The organism is Veillonella agrestimuris, assembly GCF_943193065.1.
Lineage (GTDB): Bacteria > Bacillota > Negativicutes > Veillonellales > Veillonellaceae > Veillonella > Veillonella agrestimuris.
Window position 1 is genome coordinate 125,392 of the sequence record NZ_CALPCS010000004.1, and the last position, 26,685, is coordinate 152,076.

Consider the following 26,685-nt stretch of genomic DNA (forward strand, 5'->3'; position numbering starts at 1 on the left):
CAATGAATGAACAAAAAGTAATGCTCATCGGAGCCGGCCTTGCTGGCTCCGATGCAGCTTGGCAATTAGCTAATGCAGGTGTTCACGTTGATCTTTATGAAATGAGACCTACTAAATCGTCTCCCGCCCATGAAACCGATCAATTTGCTGAACTCGTATGTAGTAATTCGCTGCGAGCAGGCAATATTGAAAATGCCGTAGGTCTTTTGAAAGAAGAAATGCGTCGATTAGGATCCCTTATTATGGAATGCGCTGATGCTACAGCTGTTCCGGCAGGTGGAGCCCTTGCTGTAGATCGCCATTTGTTTAGTGGCATGGTAACAGAGAAAATTAAATCCCATCCTAACATTACGATTCACTACGAAGAAGTGACATCCATTCCAGAAGAAGGCATTGTTATTTTTGCTACAGGCCCTTTAACATCGGAAGCATTAGGGGCGGCCATTAAAGAATTAACAGGCTCAAAGGACTTCTATTTCTATGATGCTGCGGCGCCTATCGTCACAGCTGAATCCTTGAACTATGACAAAGTATTTGCCGCATCTCGCTATGATAAAGGGGATGCAGATTACTTGAACTGTCCTATGACAGAAGAGGAATATAAGCATTTCTGGTATGAACTTACTCATGCTGAAGCTGTTCAACCGAAGGAGTTTGAAAAGGAAATTTACTTCGAAGGTTGTATGCCTGTTGAAATTATGGCTTCCCGTGGAGAAGACACATTGCGCTATGGTCCATTGAAACCGGTAGGTTTAGTGGATAAGAGAACAAATGAAGAGTCCTATGCAGTAGTACAGCTACGTAAAGAAAATAAAGAAGCTACTATGTTTAATTTGGTAGGCTTTCAAACCCATCTGAAATGGGGCGAGCAAAAGCGCGTCTTTGGTCTTATACCAGGTCTTGAAAATGCTGAGTTTATCCGCTATGGTGTAATGCACCGTAATACCTATATTAATTCGCCAGAGCTATTAAATCATGCATTTCAGTTGAAAGCAGACAAACGCCTTTTCTTTGCGGGCCAAATGACAGGAGTAGAAGGCTATCTTGAGTCAGCTGCTTCTGGTTTGATGGTAGGATTGCAAGTAAAGCGATTATTAGATGATAAAGACTTTATTCATTTCCCTAAAACTACTGCTATTGGCTCTTTAAGTCATTACATTTCCGCTTATGAAGGCTCGAATTTCCAGCCCATGAATGTGAACTTTGGGATCATGGATCCATGGCCTAGTAAAGTGAGAAAGAAAAAAGAAAAAAATGCTCTTATTGCTAATAGGGCGTTGGAAGACTTAGAGAAGTTGAAAGTGGAAGAAAACCTGTAATACTTAGTATCTTGAGAGCATTATAAAAAAATATATAGAAAAAATAGGAGCTACTTATGATAGCTCCTATTTTTATTACCTTTATTTTCTTTTTTTAGTTTTACTACTACTTTTAGTAGTATCTACTGTAACTGTTAATTGATTTTCTTTTCTTTCTTTATATCCTAAATAGATAAACAATATAATCCCTACAACAATCACTACAAGGCTTGTCATTTGTGCCGATTTTAATCCTAGTGTAAGGTTTACATAGTCACCGCGGAGGAATTCTAATCCGAAACGCGCTGCAGAATAGAGAACAGCGTATAATACGAATACTTGTCCTTTAGCGTGTTTAAAGGAACTAAATAATAGTAATACAACAAAGATGAGAATATCGATTTGTCCTTCCCAGATTTCTGCTGGCCATAGTGGTTGATTGCCATAGGTACGGTATGCTAAGGTGCTTTCAGGATAGAGAATACCAAAATTTCCACCTGTAGGATGACCAAAGGCATCGCCATTTAATAGATTTGCCATGCGGCCTACCGATTGAGCTAGTATGAGCGCTGGTGCAAATATATCGGCAAAGGCCCAAAAGTCGATGTTGTGTTTCTTCAAATACCAATAGCCTGCAATAGTGCCTAAGACGACACCCCCTTGGATAGCCATACCACCTTGCCAAACGAAGGGGATTTCTAATAAATGATTACCATAATAATCCCAATCGAAGAAGAATACATCCCATAAGCGGGCGCCAATGAGACCAGCTACGGCGACGGTAATTGAAAAGTCTGGAACATGAGTATGCCAACCACGACCGTCCTTTTTAAGTAAAAAATAAGCTACAGAGGCTCCCGATAAGATAGCAAGAGCTAACATGAGACCATAAGCTCTGATAGGAAAGTCGCCAATGAAAAATAAGTATTGATGCATAAGTACTCCTTATGGTGTTAATCAGAATAAATAAGTTGAAAGTGTTACATAGTTATCTAAATTTTATCATGATTTGTAATGAAGAAGTAGGGAAAATTGAAAAAAGCACTACTTGTCATGTATAATAAAGAAATTACTATGTAAATAAGCGCTATTTAGCGCCTTGATAGGAGTTATTATGTTACGTAAATTTATTATGGCCACTACATTAGCGGCCGCTGTATTATCTAGTATTACTGGGAACTCTGTGCAGGCAGAAGTGTTAGTTCCATTACAACAATATTTAGACGTCACTACCCGTAAATACGAGGCGAATCAATATAAAACGGCGTATACTATTTATGTGCCACAATTAACTATATCTGGTTCTACTATTACGATGAATCCGAGTGCTGTAGGGGAACCAGTGAAATTACCGATTACGAAACGAAATGGTGTGGACTATATCGACTTAGAACTGACCACACCTATGATTGGCGTTACCTACGAAAAAGAGGGGGAGGATGTTGTTCTGCATCCTGCGCCATTGACTATGGAAGTACTTCAAAATAAACCCGTACAAGGACCTTTAGCATGGGCCTTTGATCCAATGACCACAGAGGGAACGCCTTATACAGAAAAATTAAATCGCAGCGGTGATAATATTATTTCTCCAAGTTGGTTTAAACTCCATAGTCTAGGTTTAGAATCTAGTCCTACAATCAATATAGATTATGTGAAAGCTTATAAAGATAAAGGCTACCACGTATGGCCACTCATTACGAATCGATTTGATCCAGGATTTACAAGTGGTATTTTACGAGATGAGGCAGTATGGAAAAAATATGCTAATAACCTCATTCACTATGCTTATATTTACGGATTTACAGGCTATAATTTTGATTTTGAAAATGTAGACTACGCTGATCGTGACAGATTGACTAAATTTGTAGCTTATTTAGCAGATGAATTACACAAATATAATATTCAGTCTTCTATTGATGTAACGGGGTATTCTAATAGCCCTGAATGGTCTTTAGTATATAATCGTAAAGCCTTTGCTGATAGCGTAGATTACGTAGTGCTTATGGCTTATGATGAAACGTGGGCTAAGAGTACGGTAGCTGGTCCTGTAGCAAGTTATCCGTGGGTGCGAAGCCATACAGAAAAAATGATTGGTGAAGTACCACATCATAAACTCGTATTAGGGATACCATTTTATACGCGTATTTGGCATGAACGAAATGGCGTTGCCAAAGGTGAAACATTAGCTATGAAAAATAGCGGTACTTATTTTGAAAAATATGAAAAAGACTTAATTTGGGATGATACATTAAAATTGTATTACTTATCGATTCCAACAAGTGCAGGTCGAGATCGTATTTGGTTTGAAGAGAATCAATCATTAGGCTATAAATTGGGTTTAGTAAAAGAATTACAATTAGGTGGTTTTGCAGCATGGCGTAAAGGATTTGAAGATGCTAGTACGATTGCTATGATTCAAAGTTCCGATTTAGGCAAAGGCATTCCTGCGCTTGAAGAAGTTAAAGAAGAAATACCGACGAAACCTTTAACGAAAGAAGAGCGGAAAGCGTTAGAAAAAGCTGAAAAAGAACGTATTAAAGCAGAAAAAGCAAAACTAAAAGCGGAACAAGCAGAAGCGAAACGTAAGGCTAAATTAGAAAAAGCAGAAGCGAAACGTAAAGCTAAACTAGAGAAGGAAGAAGCTAAGCGAAAAGCTAAATTAGAAAAAGAGGAAGCCAAACGTCAAGCAAAACTAGCGAAAATAGAAGCTATTGAAGGCATTAATCAAACAATTGATGTAGTACAAGAATAAAATGCATTATATTGATGAATTTAAGTAGTAAATAACTAGTTAAATTGACGGTTATCCCAGTGTAGTAGTACAATAATACTATTGATTAGAAATGGCAGACATTTGAGGAGGCGACTACATGAACGAAAAATATGTAGCTCAAGATATTGAAAAAAAGTGGCAAAAGTACTGGGATGAAAATCGTACTTTTAAAACTGAATATGATGAACATAAAGAGAAGTATTATGTACTAGAAATGTTCCCATACCCATCTGGCAATTTGCATATGGGGCATGTGCGTAACTATTCTATTGGCGATGTAGTGGCTCGTTTCAAGAAAATGAAAGGTTTTAATGTGTTGCACCCTATGGGGTGGGATGCTTTTGGTATGCCTGCAGAAAATGCAGCCATCAAAAATGGCATCGCTCCTAAAACTTGGACAGAAGCCAATATTGACAATATGAAATTGCAACAAAAGTCCCTTGGTCTTTCTTATGATTGGGATCGAGAAGTGGCGACTTGCAAAGAAGATTATTACAAATGGACACAATGGTTCTTTAGAGAGTTCTATAAAAAAGGTTTAGCTTATAAAAAAGAAGCAAAAGTAAATTGGTGTGAGCATTGTCACACTGTATTGGCGAACGAACAAGTTATCGATGGCCTTTGCTGGCGTTGTGACAATCCGGTAATTAAAAAGGATTTGTCACAATGGTTTCTTCGCATTACAGAATATGCTGATCGTTTGTTAGATGATTTAGATACTCTCGATGGTTGGCCACAACGGGTTAAATTGATGCAGAAAAACTGGATTGGTCGTTCCGAAGGGACAGAATTCTCCTTTGAAGTGCCATCCATCAATGAACGCGTATCTGTATATACAACTCGAGTAGATACGATTTATGGTGTTTCTTATGTAGTATTAGCGCCAGAACATCCATATGTAGAGCGTCTCATTGAAAATGCTACCAATAAAGCAGAATTAGAATCTTTCATCACTCGTATGCGCAATATGAGCGATATTGATCGTACGTCCACAGAAGCCCCTAAAGAAGGTATGTTTACTGGTTCTTATGCGATTAATCCGATATCCGGCGAAGAAGTTCCGATTTGGATTGCCAACTATGTATTAGTCGACTACGGTACCGGCGCTGTAATGGGTTCCCCTGGACACGATGAAAGAGACTGGGAATTTGCTCATAAATACGATTTGCCTATTAAACAAGTCATTTCTCATGATGGTGAAACATATGATCTTAATGAGTGGAAAGAGTCCTATCACGAAGATGGTATTCTCGTAAATTCTGGCGACTATAATGGTATGACTTCTGAAGAAGCTCGCAAAACGATTACAGCAGCTCTTAACGAACGCGGTATTGGAGAAGGGAAAACAAATTTCCGTCTCCGCGATTGGCTCATCTCTCGTCAACGGTATTGGGGTGTGCCAATTCCAGTTGTGTATTGTGATACGTGTGGAGAGCAATTAGTGCCAGAAGAAGAATTACCTGTACTTCTTCCAGAAGATGTAACATTTGAATCTGGTGCTGTGTCTCCATTGGCTACATCGGAACATTTCTTACACGCCACATGCCCTAAATGTGGTGGTTCTGCACGCAGAGAAACGGATACAATGGATACATTTATGGATTCGTCTTGGTATTTCTTGCGCTATACTGATGCAAAAAACGAATCGGCTCCATTTGATAAAAAAATTGCTGATTATTGGATGAATGTAGATCAATATATTGGTGGTATTGAACATGCTATTTTGCATCTATTATATGCTCGTTTCTTTGTGAAAGTTGTGCACGATTTAGGTCTCATCGAAGCGAATGAACCATTTAATGGTTTGTTAACACAAGGTATGGTACTTAAAGACGGTAGCAAAATGTCTAAATCGAAAGGCAATGTAGTATCTCCAGAAGAGATTATCAATACTTACGGTGCTGATACAGCTCGTTTATTCATTTTGTTTGCCGCTCCTGTAGATCGTGACCTTGATTGGAGCGATCAAGGGGTAGAAGGATCTTACCGTTTCTTAGGACGTGTATGGCGTATTGTAGATGCCTACAACACATTAGCAAAAGCTAATGTGACAGGGGAACTTTCAAAAGATGAAACAGCATTGCGTCGTGAATTGCATCGAGTTATTAAAAAAGTTACTGAAGATTTAGATAATAACTTTAACTTCAACACGGCTATCAGTGCTATTATGGAACTTGTCAATGCTATGTATGCTCACAAAGACAAAGCGGAAACAGTAAATGCTCAGTTAGCTAATGAATTGACGCGCAATTTAGTATTGTTATTAGCTCCATTTACACCGCATATTACAGAAGAATTGTGGCATGAATTAGGTGAAACTGATTCTGTACATAGTGTAAATTGGCCTGTATACGACGAAGCGGCTCTCGTAGTAGATGAAGTAGAAGTGGTACTACAAGTCAATGGCAAAGTGCGCGATAAATTAGTTGTTCCTGTAGGTATTACGAAAGAAGACTTAGAAGCGATGGCGAAAGAGTCTAACCGAGTACAAGAATTTACAGATGGTAAAGAGATTGTAAAAGTCATTTACGTGCCAGGTAAACTTGTGAATATCGTTGTTAAATAGGAGTCTATATGGCAAAGCGCAGCGACTATATTTCATGGGATGAATATTTTATGGGTGTCGCTATTTTAGCGGCACAACGTTCCAAAGATCCTAATACCCAAGTAGGAGCCTGTATTGTAAGCAATGATAATAAAATTTTATCAATCGGCTACAATGGTATGCCTTTAAACTGCAGTGATGATGCTTTTTCTTGGGACCGAGATAATACAGAAGATAATAAATACTTCTATACAGTTCATAGTGAGCTCAACGCTATTTTAAATTACCGAGGGGGTTCCTTAGAAGGATCTAAAATTTACGTTACCTTATTCCCTTGTAATGAATGTGCGAAAGCTATTATTCAAAGTGGCATTAAAGCAGTCATCTATCGAGATGATCTATATAAAGACACAAAAGAAGTACAAGCTTCTAAACGCATGCTTATGACAGCAGGGGTAGCGATTGTTCAATACCAGCCTACAGGTCGCGTATTGGATATAGAACTATAAAATATATCATAAAGATATATAATAAAAAGGTGGTAGAACAGATTATCTGTTCTACCACCTTTTTTATGTTTTTACACTTGCAACCGACCATTAATCATAATATCTACTTGTTGTCCGTCTTTTGTAATGCCTGTAATATTCATGTTTTCGTGACCAATCATAAAGTCTACGTGCGTCAATGATTGATTGAGGCCACGTTCTTTTAATTCATTTTCGCTTAAGCCATCGCTATTTTTTAAACATGTAGGATAAGCTGCGCCAATAGCCAAATGACAAGATGCATTTTCATCAAACAATGTTTCATAGTAAATACGGTTAGATTGGCTAATAGGACTGTAATGATCCACTAAGGCTACTTCGCCAAGATAGTGAGAGCTTTCATCTGTTTCGATAAGCTCTTTTAGAATATCATATCCTTCTTCGGCACTATAGTCTACGATTTTGCCGCCTTTAAAGGTGAAGGAGAAGTTGGAAATTTGATTGCCATGATAGATGAGTGGTTTCGTACTCACTACTGTGCCTTCAACACCATTCCATTGAGGTGCAGAGAAGACTTCTTCGGTTGGAATATTAGCATTAAATACAGTGCCATCTTTAGCTTTCTCAGCGCCGCCTAACCATAGATGACCTTCTGGTAATTGCACTAATAAATTAGTACCATTTTCACAAGTATAGCGAAGGGCTTTTAGATCGAGGGCATTTAGTTTGTCAGTGCGTTCTTCTAAGCGTTTCATATGGTTCTCGAAGGATTCTTCTTCGCTTACACCATCGATGCGACTTAAGGTAAATAAAGTTTGCCATAATTGTTCGATTTTTTCGTCATCAGACCCTTCAAATCCTAATAAGTCTGCCCACAACACAGTAGGTACAGCAGCAACACACCAAGTGACAGCAGAGCTCATAATAGCCGTATGATAGAAGGAGAGGACTTTATTTAAATTTCGTGACTGCAAGCTGATTCTCTCTGATGGTACCCCTGTAAGCGCTCTTGGATTGGCACTGATAAGGGATAAGAAAGCAGATTTTTCTTCAACATATTGTTCGTAATAAGTAGGAATCCATTTAGCTGGTGTTTCCAATACTTCTTGAGCAGCGTGCAATAAGCGTTGTTTCGCAATCGGTGCGTAGCGCCAATTGATAACTACTTCTTTGGCGCCTAGTTGGTAAGCTTCTTCTGTTACGATGAGGGCAAAGTCTTTGTTTTCTACATCTACAGATACGATGAGTGTTTGATTTTCTTGTAAATTAACGCCGCACTCTAATAAGGTACGAGCATATTTTCGTAGTAATTCTTCTTTCATAGAAACTCCTTTATAGTACACATATAGATGGGCCTACTAAGGAAATAGATACTTGTTATTCATATAAATAGTTAGTCTATCATACCGCTTTAATAGTAATCAACAAGTCTATTCGACAAGAATTACAAATTTCCTGTTAGTGACACCAATAGTGTCACTCCTAGGAGTTTAATAGATTCTTTCGAAATTTTATAGTAGGAGGTGTCTATATGCGACAATTTATTAATAATAACAAATGGATTACTATAATCCTATGTATCTTAGTAGGAATTTATTTCCTATGGCCTATTATAACAGATGAGGACAGTGAAATTCTAGATAATCCAATTATGGCTGATACATCGTTATCTACAGAGCAGAATCGACCATTGCGTTTAGAAGATGGGATAAATGGTGCTGCTCATGAAGGACTATCTGAGAGGAATCAAAATAATAGTAATGAAACACCAATAACAGAAGGCGAAAAGGATAAAAAACAATTAGTCTATATTACTGGTGCAGTAGAATCACCAGGTTTATATGAGATTCTTACCAATAGTTCTGTAGGTGATGTAATTAAAGTAGCAGGTGGAGTACTTCCTTATGGTGATATAGAATCAATTAATATGGCAGATCGTGTAAGCTCTGGCGATCATATTCACGTGCGATTTAATTTTACTGGTAATCCTGAAATGCTGTTACGAACGCAGAAAATTAACATTAATACAGCTACAGAAAAAGAGTTAGACGCATTACCAGGAATTGGTCCTACTATGGCGAAACGCATTACAGAACATCGTCAGTCGAAAGGGGCTTTCACAACTATAGAAGATATTAAGCAAGTCAAAGGTATTGGGGATGGATTATTTAAAAAGATTCACCAAAAAATTACTGTCTAGTACGGACTTAGAGAAACCTTATCAGATGGTCATTACCTATTCGGAAATGGCCCATAGTATCCTTTTCACTATAATACTCGTCATTATCAAGGCCTATGGCACCTACTATCCATTATTAGACAATGCATTGTACTGCGTAACGATTGCTATTTTATATATAGTGTATACTCTTACCAAAATAGGATGGCGTTATAATCACGGTGCTAATAACAAAAAACAATTGAATTTGTTGGCCATCACTATATTGGCTGTCGTTATACTAGGTGGCGTTAGTTATTATCATGTGGACCGGGGTATTAACGACTATGTGGGACATAGTAAGTTCTATTTGCACCAAGAAGGTGACTATGCAGTGCTTCTAGATTCGCCTATAGAGATGACGACTATTGAGGGAAAGGCCTATAAGAAGTTTTCCGCCACTTTATTAAGTGTGCATCCCTTTAAAGATACAGCTCCTAATATGTATACTAAAACAACTGGACAATTGCAAATCACCATAGAAGAACAAAATCCATCAATCATTTATAATAATCAGAAGAGGGATTCTAATAGACTGGATTCTCATGTTGTGGAAGATTATGTTCCTCTGGTTATGGGGCAAATTGTCATTATTAAGGGGACGCCAAAGCCCCTCTATGTAGTAGAAGAGAGAGGGGCTATCGATTTACGAAGCCGTGCTATTCGGAGCGAACAAATGGGCAAGATCTTTGGCGGCACCTATCGTATGATGAAGCCTAGTGAGTATGACCTGTATGATATTGATAAAAGAGTAGTTTATTATTCTAAATTCCTTACTGTCATCGGGAAAATTCGAGCACATATTGAACAGACCATGGACTCTTATTTAGGTGAACATACAAAATGGCTCGGTACTTCATTAGTTTTAGGTGGCCATTACGGTGAATTAGGAGAGGAAACGTTACGTCAATTTGCTTATACGGGAATCATTCATATATTATCTATATCTGGTTCCCACATTGCCTTATTATTTGCTATTGTGTATGCTCTCTGTCGATGGTGCTGTATTAAAAAGCGATACGCCATGATAATAGGTATCTTTGTATCTATACTGTATTGTATGATTGTAGGGTTTAGTGCTCCTGTTGTACGGTCTACTGTTATGGGTATCTGTATGGCGATGGCTTACTTGTATGGCCGTTTATATACGGCTAAACAGGGGTTAGCTATAACGGCCATAGTATTTCTTCTCTACGATCCACTACTCATATTAGATGTAAGTTTCCAATTATCCTTTGGAGCCACCTATGGACTCCTCATTTTTGGTATGCCTCTATATCATTGGATGGAACAATTGCCTCCTTTAGTGAAAGGGCCCATTATTTTATGTGTCAGTGCCCAACTGATTATGATACCTTTTCAGCTCTATTATTTTCACTATATCAGTTTAGCGAGTATACTGGCGGCTTTATTAGTAACACCTATATTGGATTTAACTATTGTCTTACTCTTTGTGACTACCATCATAGATCTAGTAATGCCTATTTCTTTACTATGGTGGGGTATTGATGGTCTATTACGATTAGCCTTAACAATCAATGCGTATTTAGCCAATAATTCGGCATTACTTCTATGGGTAGGGGTATTACCATTTGCTTTAAGTATAATCTATTTTTTGATGATAGGTATTCTCTATGTGTTAGCAGTTCCTATGAAAGCTCGGCGTTTTATTCCTCTTCCATTTATTGTATGTATGATATTACTTTTTATTGCTTATAGGGGACTTTATTATAAAGAGCAACAGATTGCTCATATAGTTCCTTTAAAACAAGCGAACGTATTATTGCTCGCTAATCCTTATGATAAACGTGGTATAGTATATATAGAAGCATCGAAGGATATGTCGCTACAATCTATTGAGTATCGTATTATCAATAGTTTGCAAGGTCTCGGTATACCGCCTCAAAACACAGTTATAAAGCGCTTTCAAAGTACTGATAACTATACAACACTCTATGATGATGAGCGTTCTCGTATCGTTGTCTATAATGGACAAAAAAGAGAAAAAAACATACAATTAAGAGATGGAAAAGAGAGTATTTTGATTACATCTCGACAGAAAATACTAGACTATGAACAGCTCCTCCATAAGAATACTCGCATTCTGATTAGTAGCCCTTATGGTGCTGTGCGAGACCTAGAACCAGATAGTGAAGACCTGGAATTGTGGGGTTACCGATATATGGAGGATAGCATATTATAAAAGAAAGGAGGAACACATGAGAGATATTTTATTAGTATATGGTAATGAATCGCAATTAGTGGAGGAAGAAAAACAAACATTTTTATTGACCCACAGTGATTTAGATGTACGCCTCTTATCTGATGAAGTAGGTCCAGCTAGGATATCTGAAGAGCTAATGGAAGATTCTCTCTTTGGCGATGCTAAAGTATTTTGCCTCATCAATCCTCCTATTTTTAAAAAATCTGGACAAAAAGATAATGAGCAGTGGGATGCTTTAGCCGATTTACTAGCTACTTATGACGGCGATAATCCTATCCTTATCATTTATCACGATATAATCGATAAACGATTGAAGCAAAATAAAACGCTCTTAGATGCCCTTCCTCATCGAGAATGTAAACGATTAGAAGGGGCCGATTTATTGATGTGGATTCGTCAATATTGCACGTCTCACGGCTATACATTGACGCCTAATGGACACGACTATTTAAGCAATTTATTAGAATTGTGGAAAGATGTGCCTGTTGCTTTTATGCGTACTGAATTTGATCGTTATTTCTTACTCTTAGGTGAGGCGAAAGAGATTGATCAGCCATTTTTAATGGAACATAGTAGCAATTATGGGGCCAAGAATATTTATGCCTTTAAAGAAGCATTATTAAATAGAGATATCAATACATTATTAGAACTATTTCCGTTCATGATGAACTATAAAGAAGTCGATTATGCCATGAGTTATATTGAAGGTCAATTACGCCTCCAATTGCTCGTCAGCGAAGGGCGTGCAGCAGGCATGAATCGCAATGATATAGAGCAATTTTGCAAGAATCATGATTCATCATTCAAATCGTATCCTATTAAATTAGCTTATGAAGCGAGTTCTCGCATATCTTTGAAAGCTTTGCGAATGCTCTTAAAAGGCTTATACGACATTATGATAGATAGTCGTACTGGCAAAGGGGATATGCTCCGATTTAGAGATTTATGTGTAACTTATTGTGGATATAAAGGGTAAAAATGAAAGTACGTTATCGTGTTGTACCAAAACAGAATATGAAACCTGCTTTCTATGTTAATTGTGAAAGTAAAAAAGTAACTATTCAAGCAGCAGACTCTGCTTTTAAAACTTTATTATCACTGCAAGACCGCTTAGCTAATTGGTATAAAGAGAAAAATATTTCTTTTAATAATATCCCTACTAATGCTAATACGGCTTGCTGTTTTTCTTGGACATTAGATACTGTCAGTGGAGAAGGATTAGATACCTACTATTATGCTGGTGATTGTGGAGCTGGTGAATTTATAGAAGAAGTAGAGGCTCGTCGTCAGGAAGAATTAGAAAAACACAGAGAACAACGAGGAAAATCTTTTGCAGGTGTTCACAATGACGATGATTGGGATGACAATGAATTTGAGGCTTTCACAGAGGCGGCAGAATTAGGCTATTTTGACAATACACCGGTAGAAGTATCCTATAAACAGACTACTGCAGCTGAAACGGTAACCCCTAGTGCTATGGCTATCTCTGAATCAGTTAATAGCAATAATTCGGTTAAAGTAAAGAGGGATAAGCCTAAATCAACACAAGGGAGTGATGCACCTGCTAAATCTGCTAAAGGGAGTGGCAAATATCCTCGTCGCGCACCAAAAGCAGAACCTACTGATGAAGGTATGATTGTAGGACGTCGTATTGATGGCATACCTTCTAAAATCATGGGTACTACGGATACACCTAGCGTTATTTTTGAGGGTGTTTTAGTAGGGCTAGATAAACGAGATACTAAAACGGGTAAATCCATTGTTACAGGTAGTATTGTAGATGATACGAATAGTATTAAGTTCATTAAATTTACTGATACGCCAGACGATGGGGCAGCATTGCTTAAAAAGTTAAAGAAAGTAGAACGGGTCCGTGTACAAGGGCGTGTTAATTTTGATGATAAATTTGAAAAGAAATATATTTTATCCATTAATAGCATAGAAGAATTGCCAAGCAATCGTGTAGAGCGCACTGAAAATCGAGACGATTCCCGAGTAGAACTTCACTTACATACAAAAATGAGTGATAAAGATGCTCTCGTGTCTGTAAAAGATTTATTTAAAACTGTCAAAGCTTGGGGCCATCCAGCCGTAGCTATTACGGATCACGGCATTGTACAAGCGTTCCCAGAAGCACAGGCACTTGCTAAGGAATTAGGAGTTAAAGTCATTTATGGCGTAGAAGCCTATCTCGTTGACGATGAAGCGATAGATCACGAATTATCCTTAGATGTGGTGAAGAAAAAAGATGAAGCACCACGGTACCATATCATTTTATTAGCGAAAAATATGGTAGGCCTTCGCAATTTATATAAAATGATTTCCATCTCTCATTTGGAATACTTTAAACGAAGACCACGATTGCCTCGCTCTGTTATTGAAGAACATCGCGAAGGCATTATCATAGGTTCTGCTTGTGAAGCCGGGGAATTGATGCAATCCATTGTTAAAGGAGCCACTAAAGATGAACTGTTAACGGTAGCATCTTTCTACGATTATTTAGAAATTCAACCGCATACAAACAATGAATTCTTAGTGCGTAAAGGCTTAATGCCCGATGAGCAAGCCCTTATCGATATGAATTTGACTGTTATCGAATTAGGGGAAGCCTTGAATAAACCGGTTTGTGCCACTTGTGACGTTCATTATTTACATCCAGATGAAAAGATTTATCGTGAAATCATGTTAACAGCTTCTGGCTATACGGACGCGCATGAGCAACCAGATTTGCATTTGCGCACCACTGACGAAATGTTGGCATCCTTCCCATATTTGAGCGAAGAAAAGGCTTATGAAGTTGTAGTTACTAATACGCGCGCCATCAATGATCGCGTAGAAGATATTAAACCGATCCCAGATGGTACATATTCTCCAAAAATTGAAGGCGCTGATGAAGCCTTTGTAGAAATGTGTTACAAAAATGCGAAAACCATTTACGGCGATCCTTTGCCGAGAGTCGTTCAAGACCGGTTAGACTATGAAATCGACTGTATCATTAGTAATGGCTATGGCGTGTTGTACTACATTGCCCACAAGTTAGTAAAAAAATCTTTAGATGAAGGATACTTAGTAGGTTCTCGTGGTTCGGTAGGGTCTTCTTTTGCCGCTACTATGTCGGAAATTACAGAAGTAAACCCATTGCCACCACATTATGTGTGTCCTCATTGTAAGTGGTCTGAATTCTATGAAAAAGGGGAATATGCTGGTGGCTTTGACTTGCCGCGGAGAGATTGTCCAGAATGTGGCACACCACTCCATACGAATGGACACGACATTCCATTTGCTATCTTCCTTGGCTTTGATGGTGACAAAGTACCAGATATTGATTTGAACTTCTCTGGTGATTACCAAGCGAAAGCTCACAAATATACGGAGGAAATGTTCGGCCGTGACAATGTATTTAAAGCCGGCACTATCGGTACCATTGCGGATAAAACAGCTTTCGGTTACGTTAGAAAATATGCTGAAATTAGAGGCCTTCAAGTAGAAAATGGATTCCTCGAATATTTAGCGAAGGGATTTACCAATGTAAAGAATACGACAGGCCAACATCCCGGTGGTATCATGGTATGTCCTCGGGATATGGATGTGCATCATTTTACGCCAATCCAATATCCAGCGAATAAAAAAGAAAGTGGCGTATTGACGACTCATTTCGACTATCATTCTATTGAAGGTCGTATGACTAAGCTAGATATTCTCGGGCACGATGATCCCACTATTATTCGTATGTTAGAAGACTTAACGGGCATCGATGCGAAGACAATTCCGTTTGATGATCCTCGTACATTGAGTTTATTTTCCTCTACAGAGGGGATTGGTTTGACGCCGGAACAATTACAAGGTGACCAAGTAGCTAGTCTTGCCGTACCAGAATGTGGTACGAAATTTGTACGAGGCATGTTAGAAGATTCTCGTCCTCAAACGTTCTCTGATTTAGTTCGTATTTCTGGTTTCTCTCACGGTACAAACGTGTGGCTTGACAATGCGCAGGATCTCATTAAAAATGGTATTTGCAAATTGAATGAAGCTATTTCTACTCGTGATGACGTTATGAACTTCTTAATTCATCGCGGCATGGATAAGAAAAATAGTTTCTTCGTCATGGAAAATGTGCGTAAAGGGAAAGGCATCGAAAAACGAAATAAACAAGGGGAAGCGACGACAAACTTTGAAGCAGAAATGCGAGAGAATAATATTCCAGATTGGTTTATCGACTCGTGTAAGAAAATTTCTTATTTGTTCCCTCGTGCCCATGCGGTAGCTTATGTAATGATGGCATTCCGTATCGCTTGGTTTAAGGTATATCATCCATTAGCATTTTATGCAGCGTATTTCTCTATTCGTGCTAGAGCCTTTGATTTGCGCATTATGACAGGTGATTTGCGTGTACAATTGCAAGAGTTTAACCGCATCAAAGCACTAGACAGAGCAGCTAGTCCGAAAGAAAAAGATTTGATGGCCGCTTTAGAAGTATCTATGGAAATGTATCAAAGAGGCTATCGATTTAGTAGTGTAGACATTCAACATTCCGATGCGCGTCGATTCAAAATTAAAGATGGCGCTTTATTAGCTCCTTTCTTAGCTATTGAATCATTAGGTGAAAAAGTAGCTGATGCCATTGTTGAAGAACGAGAGCGCAAATCATTTACATCATTAAAAGATTTACAACGACGTTGCAAAATTTCCAATACAATCATCGACATCATGAAAGACTTAGATTGCTGTGGCGATTTACCAGAAGATGAGCAAATGTCATTATTTGGAGCATAATGCAATAGCTAATAAGAGAAATCGGATAGTATCATTAAGAAAGGAAATAGGTGGTAATTATGTCTTCAACATTATTTGATCGTATAGCAGCTATATTTTCCTCTAATAGTTCCAAGTCAATAAAATCTAAAGACTTATCGGATGCTGAGAAAGAAGATTTTGAAGCCGATATTACATTATTTAAAGAAATCAAACGCTTGAAAGCCATGGAACCTCAAAAAGTTTCAAAAGACGTGAAACAAAAAGAAAATGATGAACCACCTCATTATATAGATGATGACTATGATGCGATTCGTAGAGAAGATATAGAGTCTGAAGATGAATACTATGATAACTACGAAGATGATGAGTATGAGTTTGAATATGATGATTACGATGACTACGATGAAGAAGAATATGAATCAGAATTTGATTTTGACGAATTCATAGAAGAAGAGGAGGACTTATAAAGGCTATATATTGCATAACATTGATAAAAGTGGTACTATAATTACATAAAATAATACAATAAGTCTTTGGGGATAGGTGAAATTCCTTACCGGCGGTTATAGTCCGCGAGCCTAATAGGTATGAATCGGTGTAATTCCGATACCGACAGTAAAGTCTGGATGAGAAAAGACGAGATTATATATGTTTATATGTATAACTATAACTGATAACCCAAGGACTATGTATATAGTCCTTTTTTTATTGAGGTATTATATGAACGACTTAATGTATATGAAACGTGCCATTGCGTTAGCAAAATTGGCCACTGCACATACATGGCCCAATCCGTTAGTAGGGGCTGTCGTAGTAAAACATAATACAATTATCGGTGAAGGATACCATCACAAAGCAGGAGAGCCTCATGCAGAAGTCCATGCCTTGCAGGCAGCTGGCGAAGAAGCAAAAGGTGCCACTTTATATGTCACATTAGAGCCTTGTGCTCACTATGGTAAGACGCCTCCTTGTGCAGACCGCATCATTGCATCTGGCATTAGTCGTGTTGTGATTGGTAGTACAGATCCCAATCCTCTTGTAGGAGGACAAGGCATCATTCGCTTACAAGCAGCTGGTATAGAGGTAAAAACGGGGGTTTGTGAAAAAGAATGCGCTTTATTAAATGAGAGTTTCTTTACCTATATCCAAACAGGGAAACCTTTTGTAACCCTTAAAAGTGCCATGTCCTTAGATGGTAGTATTGCTACTTTTACAGGAGCATCACAGTGGATTACCAATGAAACCGCTCGGAAACATGCTCATCTATTACGAGCCTCTTACGATGCTATGGTAGTTGGTATTGGTACTATATTAGCAGATGACCCTCTGTTGAATTGTCGGTTATCGGGTAGTGAAGTGTACGATGCTATCATAGGCGATACATTAGATGGTGCTTATAGTATGGATATTCGCCAGCCAGATGTGATGATTTTTGATAGTTTAGGTAGAACACCTATAGAGGCTAAAGTATTTACCGTACCGAATCGGAAGGTTCATCTCTTTGTAAGTGCTCAATGTAGTGAGGAAAAACGGCAAGCTTTTATCGACATAGGTGCCGATGTTCATGACATTGAACGGAAGCCTAACGGGTTATCCATTAAACAGGCTTTAACGGTGATGGGTGACATGGGGTATACATCACTGCTCATCGAAGGTGGATCGGCCTTGCTAAGTGCATTCGTTGAAACGTTAGCTTTTGATAAGATAGTCACCTATATTGGGAATCTCATTATCGGTGGCACAGAAGCGACACCTGCAGTCGGTGGTAACGGATTTGCTACCTTAGAGGCGGCGGCGAAGCTGACTTTCACAGATGTACATATGATGGATAATAATATTGTTATAGAAGCCTATCGAACTGGAAGGGAGGGTGCTTATGTTTACGGGCATCGTTGAAGAGATAGGGCGCATTGTAAGCATAAAAAAGGGCGCCCAATCCTTAGTTCTCACTATTTCTGGGAATATCATATTTGATGATTTAAAAATCGGAGACTCCGTATCGGTTAATGGCGTTTGTTTAACAGCTACTACGGTCGGCAATAAACAATTTACTGCCGATGTAATGCCTGAGTCCATAAAAATGACGACATTCACACATTTGAAAGCCAATGATCCAGTTAACTTGGAACGGGCCATGCCTGCTGATGGCCGATTCGGTGGGCATATCGTAGCAGGCCATGTGGATGGAACAGGACGCATTACCCACATTGAACGCAGGGATAATGCCGTTATTTTTACGATTCACGCAGACCGATCGATTATGGATTATGTCATCTATAAAGGTTCTATTGCCATTAATGGCATTAGCTTGACCATTATGGATTGTACAGAATCGACATTTTCTGTATCCATTATTCCGCACACGCTGAAAGAAACTGTTCTTGGCGATGCTGTCATTGGTACAGAAGTCAATTTAGAAACCGATATTGCAGGCCGATATATTCGCCATTTTATGGGCCTTGGCAATACTACAGATAGAAGTACATCTACTAAATCCATTGAATCTTTGTTAGTAGACAATGGATTTATGTAAAAGGAGGACCTAGTCCATGAATTATACATTACATAGCATTGAAGAAGTGCTAGAAGAATTGCGCAATGGTAAATCCGTTATCATTGTGGATGATGAAAGTCGTGAAAATGAAGGTGATTTAGTGATTGCCGCAGAATTTGCGAACCAAGAAAATATTAATTTTATGGTTAAATACGCGCGCGGTATCGTTTGCACACCGATGCGCCGAGAAGCGTTAGAACGATTAGGCATTCCTCCGATGGTAGCGAAAAACACAGATAATCATGAAACGGCTTTTACTGTAACAGTGGATCATGTGGATACTACTACTGGCGTATCTCCTGCAGAACGGGCCTATACGATTCAAAAATTATTAGACCCTAATGCGAAAGCGGATGATTTTCGCCGTCCTGGGCATGTATTCCCTTTGGTGTATAAAGAGGGAGGCGTTCTCGTTCGCCAAGGCCATACAGAGGCATCTATTGATCTTTGTCGCTTAGCGGGTTTACAAGAGGCTGCTGTTATTTGTGAAATTACAAATGATGATGGTTCGATGGCGCGTATGCCTGATTTAATAGCATTTGCCAAAGAACATAACTTGAAAATTGCTTCTGTTGCAGACTTAGTAGATTACCGTAAAATTCATGAAACCATCGTTGCATTAGGGGCTAATTCTAAATTACCTACTAAATTTGGCGATTTTGATATTTATGTATTTAAAAATGAGTTGGATCATAAAGAACATTTAGCCATCGTTAAAGGGGATGTACAAGGCAAAGACGATGTCTTAGTACGCATTCATTCTGAATGTTTGACCGGTGATGTATTTGGCTCTAAGCGCTGTGATTGTGGTGAACAATTAGATCACGCGTTACGCGCCATCGAAAAAGAAGGAACAGGCGTCGTTGTCTATATGCGCCAAGAAGGTCGTGGTATTGGTTTAATCAATAAAATCAAAGCTTATGCATTACAAGAACAAGGTCTCGATACAGTAGAAGCTAATGTAGAGCTTGGATTTCCTCCAGATATGCGGGAATATTCCTTAGCAGCTCAAATCATTAAATATCTTGGAATAAAAAGTATTCGCTTAGTAACGAATAATCCAGAGAAACGCCAAGGCCTTGAACATTGGGGCATAGAAGTTCACGGTCGTGTACCTGTTATCATTGCAGCTAATCAATTTAATGCCGGCTACTTAAAAACAAAAGAAGAAAAAATGGGGCATATGTTGGAAAATTAATTGATTTTCATAGGAGGAATTCATTATGATGATTCAAGAAGGTAAATTATTAGGTTCTGGCAAGAAATTTGCTATTATCGCATCTCGTTTTAACGAGTTCATTACTACAAAATTAATCGGCGGTGCTGAAGATTGCTTGCTTCGTCACGATGTAAAAGCCGACGACATTACGACGATCTGGGTGCCAGGGGCTTATGAAATTCCATTAATTGCCAAAAAAGCAGCTCAATCTGGTAAATACGATGCAGTTATCTGTTTAGGCGCTGTCATTCGAGGCGCTACAACACATTACGACTATGTATGTAATGAAGTAGCGAAAGGGATTGCTCATGTGTCCTTAGAAACAGGGATTCCTGTTATGTTCGGGGTTGTAACGACTGAAAATATTGAACAAGCTATCGAACGTGCTGGTACTAAAGCTGGTAACAAAGGTTACGACTGCGCTATGGGCGCTATTGAAATGGTTAACTTGTTGGATCAGTTTTAATTAGCCTACAGTGTGCTAGTATATTGATTGACCATAAGATATAGGGACTATAAAGTAATACGTAAGCCCTATATGGTATAATAGACTCCGCATCTATGATGCAGAGTCTATTTTCTTTGTAAATACGTTTTAATTTTTATAAAGTTCATAGAATTAACGCTCCTATTAGAGAATATATAGTAATTGATAATAAACAGAACAAATATTTTTTATTACTATGTAGGGATATTGAAAATCTTAGATATTGTGATATAATAATAAACATAAAGTGAACTTTAACTTTATAAATTAATGAAAAGGAATGATTTAAATGGATTATATTAAACGTTTTACCACTCGAGAAGGCATTCGTATGTCTGTAGCGGTAACGACTGATACAGTTGAAACAGCACGGGTACGTCATGATTTATGGCCTGTTGCTACAGCAGCCTTAGGCCGTGCTATGACAGGGGCTTTGTTATTAGCTGGTGATTTTAAAAACCATGAAAATGTAAGCTTACGCATTAAAGGGGATGGCCCACTCGGTGTCGTTCACGTCGATGCGTTCTCTGATAATACGGTTCGCGGTTATGTAGATGAGCCACATGTAGATGTACCTTTGAAATATGCAGGTAAACTCGATGTAGGTGCTGCCGTAGGGAACCACGGTGAAGTACAAGTAACGCGATTTACGCAACTAGCACAAGATTACACATCCACAAGTCCTATTCAAAGTGGTGAAATTGCAGAAGACTTAGCTTACTATCTCTACACGTCGGAACAAGTGCCATCTACGATTAGCTTAGGCGTTCTTGTAGATCCCGACTACCATACAATCGTAGCAGGCGGATTTATCGTACAGGCTATGCCAGATGCTACTGATGAAGCCTTGGCATTAGTAGAGAAAAATATCAATGAATTAGGACCTGTTACAGAATATTTGAAAGCCCATCCAAACGGTGAAGGATTAGTTGAAAAAGTTCTTGAAGGAATGACCATTAACGAAGTCTACAATGAACCAGTAGAATTTAAATGTCGTTGTAGTCGTGACCGATTTGCTGGCGTCCTTATGACCCTTCGTGAAGATGATAAATCAGCCATCCTTGAAGATGAACAAACAGAATTAGTATGCCACTATTGCAATGAGAAATATCATTTTAGTAGGGAAGAATTGAAAGATATGTTTACGCCTGCTAGCGTAGTGCAGTAATAGGGGATTATTTACTTAATACCTAAAATGATGATAAAGCTTTTACAGGCTACAGGAATTTCCTATAGCCTGTTTTTTCATTATATGAGAAAATATATAGATAAGAATATATTACTTAGGAGGTCACTATGAGTGCAATTGGTGTAATAGGTGGTACTGGTGTGTATGACCCATCTATTTTTGAAAATATTCATGAAGAATCGTTGATGACGCCGTATGGTGAAATTAATTATGTACAAGGTACATATAATGGGAAAACAGTTATTTTTGTAGCCCGTCATGGCAAAGATCATACGATTCCACCTCATAAGATCAATTATCGTGCCAATATTTGGGGCTTAAAGAAATTAGGCGTTCGCTTTATCATTTCTACAACTGCTGTAGGTTCTTTAAATGAAAGCTTTCAACCAGGTCATTTTGTATTAACAGATCAGTTCCTCGATTTTACGAAAAACCGCATCAATACGTTCTATGAAGGTGGCGATCGTCCTGTAGCCCATTTGGATGTAACAAATCCATATTGTCCAGAATTACGCCATATTATTGAAGAAGTTGGTAAAAAACAAAATCTTAATATTCATAATGGTGGTACTTATGTATGTACAGAAGGTCCTCGTTTTGAAACGCCAGCAGAAATTAAAATGTTCTCCATTCTCGGTGGCGATACAGTAGGTATGACAAATGTACCAGAAGTGAATTTAGCAAATGAAGCAGAAATGGCCTATACAACGATTTCTATGATTACTAATTACGCAGCTGGTATCTCAGAAAATGCTTTGACTCATGGTGAAGTAGTAGAGATGATGGGGGAGATGGCAGCGCAATTAAAATTATTGCTCTTAGGTGTCATTGATGCTATCGATGTAAATGCTGATTATGAAGCACATCATCGTATGTCTGAATATGGAGGATTCTCTTTAGAGCCATAAGTAAATGAATGTGTTTAATACAAATCCTTTCTTTTACTATTGAGTAATAACTATTAATGATCTATTGCTATAATTGATGAAAGGGCATGACCCATGAAGAATATTGAATGGCAGAATGACACGTTAATTTTCTTAGATCAAACGAAATTACCTACAGAAACTATCTATATTCATTGCACTGATTGGCGACAAGTGGCGGAGGCTATTAAAATGCTCCGCGTTCGAGGAGCACCAGCTATTGGCGTAGCTGCGGGGTATGGGCTCATATTAGCAGCTCGCGAAGCAAGTTCTCTTAACATACCGTTTGACGAACAGTTGTCTACATTTTATGAATTTAGTGAAAGTTTAAAAGAAACCCGCCCTACAGCGATTAATTTAGCTTGGGCTATTGAGCGCGTATTAGATCTTATTAAAGAAAATAACTTTCACAATATGGAAGACATCATCAAGGCTATCACAGTGGAAGCTATAGCTATTCATGAAGAAGATATTTCCTTAAATCAAAGGATGGCAAAACATGGAGCCACTTTGTTTGATGGACAACAGGGCTTGCGTATCTTAACCCATTGTAATGCAGGGGCACTGGCTACAGGTGGTCTTGGTACGGCATTAGGCGTGATTCGACAACTTCACGGCAATGGCCAATTAGCAATGGTATATGCTGATGAAACAAGACCTCTATTGCAAGGTTCCCGCTTAACGGCCTTTGAATTACACCAAGACGGTATTCCTGTCACCTTAGAATCAGATAATATGGCTGCTTATGCTATGCAACAAGGATTAATTGATGCCGTTATTGTCGGTGCCGATCGCATCACTACAAAAGGGGATGTAGCAAATAAAATCGGCACCTATGGACTAGCGGTATTAGCGAAGGCACATAACATTCCTTTCTATGTAGCAGCACCATACAGTACATTTGATTTTAATTTGGCCGATGGAAAAGATATTCCTATTGAAATGCGTAGCGATGATGAAGTTCTATCATTCCAAGGGGTTCCATCTGCACCAGAAGGGATTCAAGTTTTAAATCCAGCCTTTGATGTAACACCTCATGAATTAGTAACAGCTATTATTACTGAAAAAGGTGTATTACAACCAGATTACGAAATATCTATTGAAGAGCTTAAGTGCTCTGTTCTAGAATCATAATAGTTATTAGTTATTTAAAGGACTATAGTCTATTTATAGGTGATGAATCTTTTTACAATATATATAAATTGAAATAGTACATACGTGTAAGGAGTTATTATGCAATCGTTAATTAGAGATATTAATTTAGCCGCTGAAGGTCGCAAGAAAATTGATTGGGTATCTAATTTTATGCCTACTCTTAATGACTTAGGGGATCGCTTTGAAAAAGAGCAAACTTTCAAAGGTCAAACCATCGTTGTAAGTGTACACTTAGAAGCGAAAACGGCTTATTTAGCCACTGTATTACAACGTGGTGGTGCCGATGTTATTGTAACGGGCTCTAATCCACTGTCTACACAAGATGATGTAGCCGCTGGTCTTGTCGATATGGGGCTTACTGTCTATGCTTGGTATGATTGTACTGACGAAGAATATTTCATGTTCCTTAATAAAGCGTTAGATCACAAGCCGCATATTATTATCGATGACGGTGGTGACCTTGTGAGCTTGCTCCATACTACACGTACAGATGCGAAAGAACGCCTCATTGGTGGTAGTGAAGAAACAACAACTGGTGTACATCGTTTATATGCTTTAGAAAATGCTAAACAACTGACATTCCCAATGATTGCTGTTAACGATTCGTACTGCAAATATTTATTTGATAACCGCTATGGTACTGGTCAATCTGTATGGGATGGCATTATGCGTACTACGAATTTAACTGTTACTGGTAAAAACGTTGTTGTTGCTGGTTATGGCTGGTGCGGTAAAGGTGTAGCTATGCGTGCTAAAGGTCTTGGTGCTCACGTTTATGTAACAGAAGTAGATCCTATCAAAGCCGTAGAAGCTGTGTTTGACGGCTTCAAAGTGCTCCCTATGATAGAAGCTGCCAAAGTAGGAGACATATTCTGTACCGTAACAGGTTGTAACGATGTTATCGTAAAAGAACATTACGAAGTGATGAAAGATAAAGCTATCCTTTGTAATGCAGGTCATTTCGACTGCGAAGTCAATGTAAAAGATTTAGAATCCCTTGCTATAAGCCATGAACGAGTGCGCCAAAACATCGAAGGTTACACAATGGCTGACGGTCGTAAACTCTATGTATTAGCAGAAGGCCGTTTAGTCAACCTTGCTGCTGGTGACGGTCACCCTGCAGAAATCATGGACTTATCGTTTGCTATGCAAGCCTTAGCAGCAGAGCATATTTTACATAATGGCAAGAATATGGAACCAAAAGTATATGTATTGCCACATGAATTAGATGCAGAAATTGCGAAATTAAAATTACAATCTATGGGCTATGATTTAGACACATTAACACAAGAGCAAATTGATTATTTAACAAAAGTAAACTAATCTGTACTTAACTTATGGACGTTTATAATTAATGTATTTGTTAATAATATAGTATTTATGATTGATAACTAATATAAAGGAGTTATTATGTCTGATCTATTGATTACCCATGTAGATGTACTCACTGCGGATGGAATCAAAAAGAATCATGCCATAGCCATTGATAATGGGTATATTACATCTATCCTATCCGTTGAAGAGGCTAGTACGCTCAAATCTTCTGCTAAAGAAGTCCTTAATGGGAAAGGTCAACTAGCAGCGCCTGGACTTATCAATACGCATACTCATATTGCGATGGGCTTATTCAGAAATTATGCCGATGATTTGGAATTAATGGAATGGCTTGAAACAGCTATTTGGCCTACGGAAGCAAAATTAAATGATAACTATGTAAAGTATGGTACGCAATTAGGGATTGCAGAAATGCTGCGTTCTGGTACGACTACATTTAGTGATATGTATTTCTTTATGAATACAACTGCAGAAGTAGTAAAAGAAACAGGTATTCGCGCTGTATTATCTCGCGGTCTCGCAGGCGTATCTCCTACAGCAGACCAAGCTTTAGTAGAAAATGCTGATTTATTTCGTACATGGCATGGTTTTGATAATGACCGCATCAAAGTTTTATTAGGACCTCATGCGCCATATACGTGTCCAGATGCATATTTAGAGAAAGTCATTGCTTTATCTCACGATTTAAATGCAGGCATTCATATGCATTTGTCGGAAACAAAAGGGGAAGTAGAGAATGTAGTGAAAGCTACTGGAAAAACGCCAATTGCGCACATGCATGAGTTAGGTTTATTCTGGAATACTACCTTAGCTGCTCACTGCGTCCATGTAACCGATGAGGATATGGACATTATGGCAGAACATAATGTAGCCGTAGCACATAATCCGCAGTCTAATTTAAAATTAGCCAGTGGCATTGCACCTATACCTGAAATGATTTCAAAAGGTATTACTGTTGGGTTAGGCACAGATGGTTCTGCCTCTAATAATAATGCTGATATGTTAGAAGAAGTGCGCCTTGCAGCGACACTTCACAAAGCTCGCCTCTATGATCCTAAAGCGATTCCTGCTCAAGTGGCATGGAATATGGGGACTGTAGAAGGGGCTAAGGCATTGGGCTACCATGATTTAGGTATATTAGCAGAAGGGTATCGAGCAGATATCGTTTTATACGATGTATCTGGTATGCATTGGATGCCGCGCTATAACGACTTAGCAGCTCTTGTATATTCTGCTAATAGTGCCGACGCGAATACGACAATTGTAGCTGGTAAAGTATTAATGAAAGATAGAGAATTACTCACTATCGACGAAGAAAAATTGCGTGCAGAAATCAAAAAGGCGGAGCAGTTTTTTGTAAGCTAATAAGATAATAGGTTAGAATAGTTGCTAATCATTCTGTCATAGAAGTGTAAAGAAAGATTCAATATAACAAATAAAAAGGTTCTATAATAAATGTTGGGGTGTCACCATCAAGGTGGCACAACCAACATTATTTTTTTGCAAAAAAAATAAGCAT

20 protein-coding genes and 1 riboswitch are annotated in these 26,685 nt (G+C 38.4%); of the genes, 18 read left to right on the plus strand and 2 right to left on the minus strand.

The window, feature by feature from the left end:
- Nucleotides 1-2: 2 nt before the first annotated feature.
- Nucleotides 3-1,319, plus strand: a complete 1,317-nt coding sequence (gene trmFO / locus NFR29_RS03200; RefSeq protein WP_251423134.1) for a methylenetetrahydrofolate--tRNA-(uracil(54)-C(5))-methyltransferase (FADH(2)-oxidizing) TrmFO — start codon at nt 3-5, stop codon at nt 1,317-1,319.
- Nucleotides 1,320-1,400: 81 nt separating this feature from the next.
- Here trmFO and lgt read toward each other — a convergent pair whose 3' ends face one another.
- Nucleotides 1,401-2,234: a prolipoprotein diacylglyceryl transferase gene (gene lgt, locus NFR29_RS03205; protein WP_251423137.1), complete on the minus strand. Its 834-nt coding sequence runs from the start codon at nt 2,232-2,234 to the stop codon at nt 1,401-1,403.
- Nucleotides 2,235-2,412: 178 nt separating this feature from the next.
- Between lgt and NFR29_RS03210 the strand changes: the two genes are divergently transcribed.
- The 3 genes from NFR29_RS03210 (at nt 2,413) to NFR29_RS03220 (ending at nt 7,125) form a co-directional block, all read left to right on the plus strand.
- Nucleotides 2,413-4,050 (plus strand): glycosyl hydrolase family 18 protein, encoded by a 1,638-nt coding sequence (locus NFR29_RS03210; protein WP_251423140.1) that lies wholly within the window; start codon nt 2,413-2,415, stop codon nt 4,048-4,050.
- A gap of 118 nt (nt 4,051-4,168) precedes the next feature.
- A complete protein-coding gene (gene leuS, locus NFR29_RS03215) occupies nt 4,169-6,637 on the plus strand; it encodes a leucine--tRNA ligase (protein WP_251423143.1) in 2,469 nt (822 codons plus the stop codon).
- 8 nt (nt 6,638-6,645) lie between these two features.
- On the plus strand, nt 6,646-7,125 hold the full coding sequence (locus NFR29_RS03220) for a deoxycytidylate deaminase (RefSeq protein WP_251423146.1): 480 nt from the start codon (nt 6,646-6,648) through the stop codon (nt 7,123-7,125).
- A 71-nt stretch (nt 7,126-7,196) separates the two neighbouring features.
- Here NFR29_RS03220 and NFR29_RS03225 read toward each other — a convergent pair whose 3' ends face one another.
- Nucleotides 7,197-8,426 carry an aminopeptidase gene (locus tag NFR29_RS03225; protein WP_251423149.1) on the minus strand — a complete coding sequence of 410 codons (1,230 nt, stop codon included), beginning with the start codon at nt 8,424-8,426 and terminating at the stop codon, nt 7,197-7,199.
- Between the two features lie 209 nt (nt 8,427-8,635).
- On the opposite strand from NFR29_RS03225, the gene NFR29_RS03230 reads away from it, so the two are divergent.
- The 14 genes from NFR29_RS03230 to NFR29_RS03295 all read left to right on the plus strand — a co-directional run bounded on the left by NFR29_RS03230 (nt 8,636) and on the right by NFR29_RS03295 (nt 26,531).
- Nucleotides 8,636-9,304, plus strand: a complete 669-nt coding sequence (locus NFR29_RS03230) for a ComEA family DNA-binding protein (protein ID WP_251423151.1) — start codon at nt 8,636-8,638, stop codon at nt 9,302-9,304.
- Nucleotides 9,264-11,525 (plus strand): ComEC/Rec2 family competence protein, encoded by a 2,262-nt coding sequence (locus tag NFR29_RS03235; protein WP_251423155.1) that lies wholly within the window; start codon nt 9,264-9,266, stop codon nt 11,523-11,525. The genes NFR29_RS03230 and NFR29_RS03235 overlap by 41 nt, the downstream gene beginning before the upstream one ends.
- Nucleotides 11,526-11,541: 16 nt before the next feature.
- A complete protein-coding gene (gene holA, locus NFR29_RS03240) occupies nt 11,542-12,522 on the plus strand; it encodes a DNA polymerase III subunit delta (protein ID WP_251423158.1) in 981 nt (326 codons plus the stop codon).
- Nucleotides 12,523-12,524: 2 nt separating this feature from the next.
- On the plus strand, nt 12,525-16,319 hold the full coding sequence (locus tag NFR29_RS03245; RefSeq protein WP_251423161.1) for a PolC-type DNA polymerase III: 3,795 nt from the start codon (nt 12,525-12,527) through the stop codon (nt 16,317-16,319).
- A gap of 59 nt (nt 16,320-16,378) precedes the next feature.
- Nucleotides 16,379-16,768: a hypothetical protein gene (locus NFR29_RS03250; protein WP_251423164.1), complete on the plus strand. Its 390-nt coding sequence runs from the start codon at nt 16,379-16,381 to the stop codon at nt 16,766-16,768.
- 58 nt (nt 16,769-16,826) lie between these two features.
- A riboswitch (FMN riboswitch) is annotated at nt 16,827-16,943 on the plus strand.
- Between the two features lie 78 nt (nt 16,944-17,021).
- Nucleotides 17,022-18,197, plus strand: a complete 1,176-nt coding sequence (ribD, locus tag NFR29_RS03255; protein WP_251423167.1) for a bifunctional diaminohydroxyphosphoribosylaminopyrimidine deaminase/5-amino-6-(5-phosphoribosylamino)uracil reductase RibD — start codon at nt 17,022-17,024, stop codon at nt 18,195-18,197.
- Nucleotides 18,178-18,834, plus strand: coding sequence for a riboflavin synthase (locus tag NFR29_RS03260; protein WP_251423170.1), 657 nt, complete (start codon nt 18,178-18,180; stop codon nt 18,832-18,834). Before ribD ends, NFR29_RS03260 begins: the two co-directional genes overlap by 20 nt.
- 16 nt (nt 18,835-18,850) lie before the next feature.
- Nucleotides 18,851-20,053 carry a bifunctional 3,4-dihydroxy-2-butanone-4-phosphate synthase/GTP cyclohydrolase II gene (locus tag NFR29_RS03265; protein WP_251423174.1) on the plus strand — a complete coding sequence of 401 codons (1,203 nt, stop codon included), beginning with the start codon at nt 18,851-18,853 and terminating at the stop codon, nt 20,051-20,053.
- 25 nt (nt 20,054-20,078) lie between these two features.
- A complete protein-coding gene (gene ribH / locus NFR29_RS03270; RefSeq protein ID WP_251423177.1) occupies nt 20,079-20,540 on the plus strand; it encodes a 6,7-dimethyl-8-ribityllumazine synthase in 462 nt (153 codons plus the stop codon).
- 310 nt (nt 20,541-20,850) lie between these two features.
- Complete coding sequence (gene hslO / locus NFR29_RS03275; RefSeq protein ID WP_251423180.1) at nt 20,851-21,729, plus strand: Hsp33 family molecular chaperone HslO; 879 nt, start codon at nt 20,851-20,853, stop codon at nt 21,727-21,729.
- 128 nt (nt 21,730-21,857) lie between these two features.
- Nucleotides 21,858-22,658: an S-methyl-5'-thioadenosine phosphorylase gene (gene mtnP, locus NFR29_RS03280; RefSeq protein WP_251423183.1), complete on the plus strand. Its 801-nt coding sequence runs from the start codon at nt 21,858-21,860 to the stop codon at nt 22,656-22,658.
- Nucleotides 22,659-22,751: 93 nt separating this feature from the next.
- Nucleotides 22,752-23,810 (plus strand): S-methyl-5-thioribose-1-phosphate isomerase, encoded by a 1,059-nt coding sequence (gene mtnA, locus NFR29_RS03285; RefSeq protein ID WP_251423185.1) that lies wholly within the window; start codon nt 22,752-22,754, stop codon nt 23,808-23,810.
- Between the two features lie 99 nt (nt 23,811-23,909).
- Nucleotides 23,910-25,154, plus strand: coding sequence for an adenosylhomocysteinase (locus NFR29_RS03290; RefSeq protein WP_251423188.1), 1,245 nt, complete (start codon nt 23,910-23,912; stop codon nt 25,152-25,154).
- Nucleotides 25,155-25,241: 87 nt separating this feature from the next.
- Nucleotides 25,242-26,531: an amidohydrolase gene (locus NFR29_RS03295; RefSeq protein WP_251423190.1), complete on the plus strand. Its 1,290-nt coding sequence runs from the start codon at nt 25,242-25,244 to the stop codon at nt 26,529-26,531.
- The last annotated feature ends 154 nt before the right edge of the window (nt 26,532-26,685 follow it).